The organism is Actinosynnema sp. NPDC023658 (assembly GCF_040639995.1).
Taxonomy (GTDB): domain Bacteria; phylum Actinomycetota; class Actinomycetes; order Mycobacteriales; family Pseudonocardiaceae; genus Actinosynnema.
Map to the genome: position 1 here is coordinate 1 of NZ_JBFAAX010000312.1, position 6,763 is coordinate 6,763.

Annotated in this window: 8 protein-coding genes; 5 read left to right on the forward strand and 3 right to left on the reverse strand. The window is 70.8% G+C overall.

The annotated features are described in order from the left end of the window. Window positions 1-5 precede the first annotated feature (5 nt). The 3 genes from AB0G02_RS24875 to AB0G02_RS24885 form a co-directional block, all read right to left on the reverse strand. The gene (locus AB0G02_RS24875) at window positions 6-368 is read right to left on the reverse strand and encodes an NAD(P)-binding domain-containing protein (RefSeq protein WP_360797914.1); all 363 of its coding nucleotides are present in this window, start codon (window positions 366-368) and stop codon (window positions 6-8) included. A 119-nt stretch (window positions 369-487) separates the two neighbouring features. Then, the gene (locus AB0G02_RS24880; protein ID WP_360797916.1) at window positions 488-1,222 is read right to left on the reverse strand and encodes a zf-HC2 domain-containing protein; all 735 of its coding nucleotides are present in this window, start codon (window positions 1,220-1,222) and stop codon (window positions 488-490) included. 4 nt (window positions 1,223-1,226) lie between these two features. Then, window positions 1,227-1,790 (reverse strand): sigma-70 family RNA polymerase sigma factor, encoded by a 564-nt coding sequence (locus AB0G02_RS24885; RefSeq protein WP_360450632.1) that lies wholly within the window; start codon window positions 1,788-1,790, stop codon window positions 1,227-1,229. A gap of 361 nt (window positions 1,791-2,151) precedes the next feature. Between AB0G02_RS24885 and AB0G02_RS24890 the strand changes: the two genes are divergently transcribed. The 5 genes from AB0G02_RS24890 (at window position 2,152) to AB0G02_RS24910 (ending at window position 6,719) form a co-directional block, all read left to right on the forward strand. After that, window positions 2,152-2,544 carry a hypothetical protein gene (locus AB0G02_RS24890; RefSeq protein ID WP_360797918.1) on the forward strand — a complete coding sequence of 131 codons (393 nt, stop codon included), beginning with the start codon at window positions 2,152-2,154 and terminating at the stop codon, window positions 2,542-2,544. Between the two features lie 12 nt (window positions 2,545-2,556). Continuing rightward, window positions 2,557-3,300, forward strand: a complete 744-nt coding sequence (locus AB0G02_RS24895) for a DUF4142 domain-containing protein (RefSeq protein ID WP_360797920.1) — start codon at window positions 2,557-2,559, stop codon at window positions 3,298-3,300. 173 nt (window positions 3,301-3,473) lie between these two features. Further along, the gene (locus AB0G02_RS24900; protein ID WP_360797922.1) at window positions 3,474-4,313 is read left to right on the forward strand and encodes a ferric reductase-like transmembrane domain-containing protein; all 840 of its coding nucleotides are present in this window, start codon (window positions 3,474-3,476) and stop codon (window positions 4,311-4,313) included. Beyond that, window positions 4,310-5,746, forward strand: coding sequence for an FAD-dependent oxidoreductase (locus AB0G02_RS24905; RefSeq protein ID WP_360797924.1), 1,437 nt, complete (start codon window positions 4,310-4,312; stop codon window positions 5,744-5,746). The genes AB0G02_RS24900 and AB0G02_RS24905 overlap by 4 nt, the downstream gene beginning before the upstream one ends. 271 nt (window positions 5,747-6,017) lie before the next feature. Further along, window positions 6,018-6,719 (forward strand): D-Ala-D-Ala carboxypeptidase family metallohydrolase, encoded by a 702-nt coding sequence (locus AB0G02_RS24910; protein WP_360797926.1) that lies wholly within the window; start codon window positions 6,018-6,020, stop codon window positions 6,717-6,719. Window positions 6,720-6,763 lie beyond the last annotated feature (44 nt).

Consider the following 6,763-nt stretch of genomic DNA (forward strand, 5'->3'; position numbering starts at 1 on the left):
AACAACTACACCACCACAGCGGCGACCCGGCCCCGGGCGGGGAGCACGTCGGCCGCCAGGTCCCGCGAGTAGCCGGGCGAGGTCGTGCCCTTGTGCACGACGACGCGGCCCCTGACGCGGTCCGCGAACCGGTCCGTGCCGCGGTCGAGCACGGCGTCGATCGCGGTCTGGTTCGCCAGCATCAGGATGACCACCTCGGCGTCGGTGAACACCTCGGCCGCGGTCTCCGCGACCCTCGCCCCGGCGGCGCGCAGCGGTTCCGCCCGGTGCGGCGACCGGTTCCACACCACGAGCGGCCGGCCGGACCGGGCCAGGTTGAGCGCCATCGGCTGACCCATGATGCCGAGACCGATGAATCCGACCTCCACCACGACCTCCTCGCACGACGGCACGGCGCCGTCTCCCGCGCGGGATTCAACGCCGTGCCCGTGGTGCCGGTCTTGAACGGTGGTGCGGGTCACCGGCCGCGCCCGGTGACCCGCGGGGGTCAGGAGTTCGGCAGTCGCACCAGGGTCGTGCCCGCTTCCGCGTCGCGCACGGTGAACTCGACGATGTCGTGCCAGCGCAGGCCCACCGACGCCTGGAGCGTCACCGGGTCCTTGCCCGCACCCGTCGCGGTCACCAACCACGAGCCCACGACCATCGACTCGCCGTCGCGGGACTTCGCCACCAGCTCGCACCGGGTGGGGCCCTTGGCGCCCTTCACCTCGACCTGCAACGACGTGCCCCACGGTTCCGGGCTGGCCGAGAGCCGCGCGGCCACGCCGGTCGTGGGATCGGTGCGGTTGATGGTGCCGGAGGCGTCGGGGGCGCCCTTCGCCACGTTCGACTGGGCCGGCACCGACGGCGTGGACGAGGCGGCGGCGACCGGGTCGGACGGTGCGGCGACGTTCACCGACACGACCGCGGTCAGGGCGATGAGCAACACCGCGGCGGCGGCAGCCAGCAGCGCGACGTTGCGGCGCTTGCGCGCCCTGGTTTCCGAGACCGAGTCGAGCATCGCGCGCACCGAACGGCCGTCGGGCCGCTCCCCCGCGTTGGCGCGCAGCATGCCGTTGGCGTCGGCCTCGTCGAGCAGGTCTGGCAGTTGGGCGAAATCGCGCAGGTCGAGCGCACACCGACGGCACTGGGCGAGGTGGTTCTCGAACGCGTCGACCTCGTCCTCATCGAGGACACCGAGGACGTACGCCGCCACGTCGACGTGAGACGGCTGCGAAGTCACCTGTTCAGCCCCGATCCTGCAACGCACGCCGCAGGGCGCGGAGCGCGTAGTACACCCTGGACTTCACCGTGCCGGGCGGTACCCCGAGCACCGCTGCGGCTTCCCCCACGGTCCGATCCCTCAAGTACGTCTCGAGAATAGCCTCCCGGTGTTCCTCCGTCAGTCCGTTCATCGCTTCGGCTACGACTATCGCCGCCAGCGTGCGGTCCGCTTCGTCCCGCTGGGGCGCCTCGTCGGACGGCGTCAACTCCGACTCCTGCGGTCGGACGCTCCGCTTGCGACGGTCGTCGATGACCAGCCGCCGGGCCACGGTGAACAACCAGGAGCGCAGCAGGACGGGGTCCCGCTCCAGCTTCTCGGCGTTGCGCCACGCCCGAACGAGCGTCTCCTGGACGATGTCCTCTGCCCACTGCCGGTCGCTGCCGGTCAGCCTCATGGCATGACCGAGCAGCGCGCTGCCGAACTCCTGGTAGAGCCTGCGGATCAGCTCGTCTTCCAGGCTCAAGTCCGGCCAGCTGTGATCTCTTTGGGGGGAAGTGCTGCGTCTGTGCCGCGCCACGCCGAGCATCCAAGCGCGCCGAGGGCGGCCGCGTCGAGGGTTTGCCCGCAAAAAAAGTCGTTGATCTGTTCGTGAACCGTCATCGCATCGTGTCCGTACTCCACGGTATCCGCTTCGAAGGCACGGACCCGGTCTCCCGGTCCGCTAGGCCTTTCGGCGGACCCGCCGGCAGGAGAAAGGACCAACGATGCGCAGTCGACGTTCCCGGAGGGCGTTGCCGCTGGTTCCGGTAGCAGCGGCGTTGGTGCTGGTCAGCGCCTGTGGCGCGACCGGTGCCGACAACGCTGCGAACCGGGCCGGAGCGGATGGCGCCGGTTCCGGTTCGACGACTCTCCAACAACCGCCGGAATTCGGCAAGGAGCCGCACCAGATGCTCTCGGCGACCGAGTCGAAGCAGGTCGGGTGGTTCGTGTCGGACGCGGGTGGCTTCGCGCTGTACCGCTACGACAAGGACACCGCGAAACCGCCGAAGTCCACTTGCGACGGCGAGTGCGTCAAGACGTGGCCGCCGGTGCTGGTCAGCGAGCACACCATGACCTCCGGCGTCGACCCGACGCTCGTCGGTTCGGTGACCCGCGCGGACGGCAAGAAGCAGGTCACGCTGGCCGGCTGGCCCCTCTACCGGTTCACGGGCGACAAGAAGGCGGGCGACCTCGCCGGGCAGGGCAAGGGCGGCGCGTGGTTCGCGGTCACGCCCGAGGGCAAGAAGGCGCAGGCCGACGGCGCGGCGACCGGTCAACCGTCCACCGGCGACGGCTACTAGGACGAGAAGAGCATGTCAGCCAAGCGTTTCGCGGCGATCCTGCTGGTGCTGCACCTGCTGGTGCTGCCCGGTGTCGCGCGCGCCGACGACCCGCCGGCGCCGGGTCCGGTGGAGCAGACGCCGCTGGGCCCGATCACCGCGCTGGACAAGGAACTGCTGATCAAGGTCCGGCTGGCGGGTCTGTGGGAGATGCCCATGGGCGAGGAGGCGCAGACCCGCGCGGGCAGCACCCGGGTCAAGGAGGTCGGCGCGCAGCTGGCGAGCGACCACACGTTCCTCGACGAGCGGGTGGTGCGGTTGGCGTCCCAGATGGGCGTCACGCTGCCGGACGAGGCCAACGCCGACCAGCAGTCGTGGATGGCGGAGATGCGCTCGCGGACCGGCGCGGCCTTCGACGACTCGTTCGCCAACCGGCTGCGGGCGGCGCACGGCTCGCTGTTCCCGGTCATCGGGACCATCCGGGCCACCACGCGCAACGAGGCGATCCGCCAGTTCGCCCAGGTGTGCAACCAGATCGTGCTCAAGCACATGACCCTGTTGGAGAGCACCAACATGGTCACCGACGTGGGTCTGTCCAAACCGGTGGCCGCCGGCGCGGCCCCGGCCGCCGCCGTGGGCGCCGACCCGGTGCGCGCCTCGGCCCGGATACCCGTCGACGGCCCGAGCCCTCTCGTCGTGCTCCTCATGTGCCTGGCAGGCGCGGTGGTGACGATCGGGATCCTGCGCCTGCTGCGGCCACGCGGCCACGTCAAGTGAAAGGAGGTGGTGGCCGGAACCCCGACACCACAGCGCTTCTCCCACCGCGGAGAACTTCCACACCCTCGAACCCGCCCGGCAGGTCGTGACCACTCCTGCGCGGCCGGCCGGGCGGGTCGGACCCTCCTCCACCGCCTGCGAGTTCTCTCCCGCCATCTCGGAGGTAGACACCAGTGCTCACCCAGGTTCCGCTGCTGATCGCCCAGGCGACCGGCGGCGACCACGACGCCGGAGTGCGCCACGTCGCGCAGATATCGGCGCGTCTGGCCTACGCGACCATGTGCGCCACCCTGTGCTGGGGCGTCCTGATCGCGACCGGCTGGGCCAACAAGATCACCGGCAGGCAGGGGCTGCGCAACAGCCACATGGTGCTGGCGACCATGGCGCTGACGTTCGGCTCGCTGCACGCGTTCGCGTTCACCCTGTTGCAGCTCGGCGCCTTCTCCTACCTGAACCTCCTGATCCCGTTCTACGACGGCGGCCTGTTCCGGCACGCGCTGGGCGTGCTCGGCCTGGAGATCATGCTGACCATCGCCATCACCGCAGGCCTGCGCAAGAAGGTCTACTACCGCAAGTGGCTCAGGCTGCACCAGCTGGCCTACCCCGCGGTCACCGTCACCGTGGTGCACTCCTGGTTCGGCGCGGTCGCGAACGGCAACCTGGCCGTGCTGTGGTTGGCCGGCCTCACGATCCTGATCCCCACGGCGACCATCGCCGTCGCCCGCTTCCTGCCGCCGGACTGGTTGGTGAGGCTCGGCATGCTGGAGCCGGAGCCCGGTTTCGAGCCCGAGCCGGACGGCGCGGGCGGCAGCGCGTTGGACATCAGCGTCGACAACGAGCGCTGCCACCGCTACGGCATCTGCCAGGCCGAGGCGCCGGGCCTGTTCCAGCTGGTCGACGACGAGCGCCTGCGGTACGAGCGCAGGCCGCCACCCGAGCAGTTCGCCCAGGCGCGGGCCGCCGCGCGGGCCTGTCCGATGCGGGCGATCGAGCTGCGGGAGCGTGTGCGGTGAAGAACGAGGAACGCGTCGTCATCGCGGGCGGCGGGTTGGCCGGTCTGCGCGCGGGAGAGCGGCTGCGGGAGCTGGGCTTCCGCGGCGAGATCGTCATCGTGAGCGCGGAGCGGCACCTGCCCTACCACCGGCCGGCGCTGTCCAAGGAGGCCATCAACGGCGAGCTGATCGCGTCGGACCTGCGGCTGACCATCAGCCGCGAGCTGAACGCGGTGTGGCGGCTGGGCACCGCGGCCACCCACCTGGAGCCGGACCGGCACGTGGTCGGCCTGCCCGGGGGCGAGGAGCTGAAGTACGACGGGTTGATCATCGCGACCGGTGTCGAGCCGCGTCACCTCGTGGGCGCACCGCGGCAGGACCCGCGCGTGCACGTGCTGCGCACGGTGGACGACGCGATCGCGATCAAGCAGGCGATCAACTCCACGCAGGGCCTGATCGTGGTCATCGGCGGCGGCCTCATCGGCTGCGAGATGGCCGCGTCGGTGAAGATGATGGGCCGTGACGTGGCCATCGTGAGCCGGTCGTCCACGCTGCTGGGCAGCGCGGTCGGCAAGAACATCGCCGACACGGTCACCGAGGCGCACCGGGTGCGCGGTGTCCGGATGGCGATGGGCGTGAAGATCCGGCACTGGGTGCGGCAGGCGGGCGGGGTGGCGATCCACCTGTCCGACGGGCAGGTGTTCTTCGCCGCGGTCGTGGTGATCGCGGTGGGCGCCTCGCCGTCGGTGGCCTGGCTGCGCGGATCGGGGCTGGTGCTGGAGGACGGCGTGCTGTGCGACCCCATGTGCCACGTGGTCGGCGGAGGGTCCGACATCGTGGCCGCGGGTGACGTCGCGCGGTGGCCGAACCTCCGGTTCGGAGGACAACCGCGTCGGGTGGAGCACTGGCTCAACGCGGTGGAGATGGGGCGGGCGGCCGCGGAGAACCTGTTGGCGGGCAGGGAGAAGTCGCGGCCGTTCACCCCAGTCCCCCGGTTCTGGACCGAGCAGTACGGGATGCGCATCCAGGGGTCGGGCCTGCCCGCGATGGGCAAGGACACGACGACGTTGGCGGGGTCGCAGAAGGACCACCGGACCATCACCGGGTTCATCAACGACGGGCGACTGGTCGGGATGGTCGGGTTGGACGCGCCGACGGCGATGATCAAGCTGTCCACCGAGCTGTGGCGGCAGAACCGGGTGACCGCGAGCGGAGTGCAGCAGAGCCCGCCGCAACGCCGTGCGCCCCAGCACGTGACGCCGCAGCACCTCGCCCCGTCGCCGGAACCGGCCGAGCGGATGCCCGCGGAGGCACGGCTCCCGCGACAGCAGCAGGAATCCCAACCGCTGCCCGTGCCGCCGGCGTCCGCCACGCCCTCGTACGCGCCCGTCGTGCGGTCGCGCGGGCAGACGCGGGCGTTGGTCCGCACGGGCCCGAGGGCCCGGCCGCGGTGATCCCCGGCCCGCTGTTCCACGTCGTGCCGCGGACGACGCGGACCGACGTGGGACAGCGTTTACCCGGCTTCGCAGCACCGAAGGCGCGTCGGGCGAACGATGGCGTCCTCATGCGACGGCACCGGCCTCGACCGGTCGTTCACAAAATGTTCGCGATGTGTGAAATGTTCAGACATCAAGGACAGATTGACGCAAGTTTACCTCTCCGACAGGCTCCAGAGCCGTCACCCAACCCGGTCTGGAGGTCCCTGTGCTCCGACTAGTTTCCTACTTGGCGTCGTTGGCGCTCGTCGTCTCGGTTCTCGTGGTCGGCGGCGGAACGGCGCAAGCCGACGGCTGCTACACCTGGAACCGAACGCTCTCCCAGGGCACGTCCGGTGAGGACGTGCGGCAGCTGCAGATCCGGCTGTCCGGTTACCCCGGCTACGCCTCGGTGCTCGGGCTCGACGGCGAGTTCGGCCCGGCCACCAAGGCCGCGCTCGTGCGCTTCCAGCAGGCCTACGGGCTGGCGGCGGACGGCGTGGCGGGCAGCGCGACGTACTCGCGGATCTACGCCCTGCAAGACGACGACTGCACGCCGATCAACTTCTCCTACGCCGAGCTGAACACCTGCAACTCGACGTGGGCCGGGGGGAAGGTGTCAGCGACGACGGCCAAGTTCAACGCGCTGGTGTCGATGTGGAAGCTGCAAGCGATGCGGCACGCGCTGGGTGACCAGCCGATCCGGGTCACCAGCGGCTTCCGCAGCACCTCGTGCAACAGCGCGGTCGGGGGTGCGTCGGATTCCCGGCACCTGTACGGGGACGCGGTCGACCTCGGCGCCGGCGCGCTCAGCCTGTGCCGCATGGCGCAGCAGGCGCGCAACCACGGGTTCAACGGCATCCTCGGCCCGGGCTACCCCGACCACGGCGACCACACCCACGTGGACCACCGGGGCAGCCGCTTCTGGTCGGCCTCGTCCTGCGGCATCTGACCGATCCCGCCAGGGCTGAACCACGGCGCCCGCGCGCACATCCC

Excerpts from the sequence above, each read along its gene's own strand:
- AB0G02_RS24885 (WP_360450632.1), bottom strand. The coding sequence starts at position 1,790 with ATGCTCGGCGTGGCGCGGCACAGACGCAGCACTTCCCCCCAAAGAGAT.
- AB0G02_RS24890 (WP_360797918.1), top strand. The coding sequence starts at position 2,152 with ATGCTCTCGGCGACCGAGTCGAAGCAGGTCGGGTGGTTCGTGTCGGAC.
- AB0G02_RS24895 (WP_360797920.1), top strand. The coding sequence starts at position 2,557 with ATGTCAGCCAAGCGTTTCGCGGCGATCCTGCTGGTGCTGCACCTGCTG.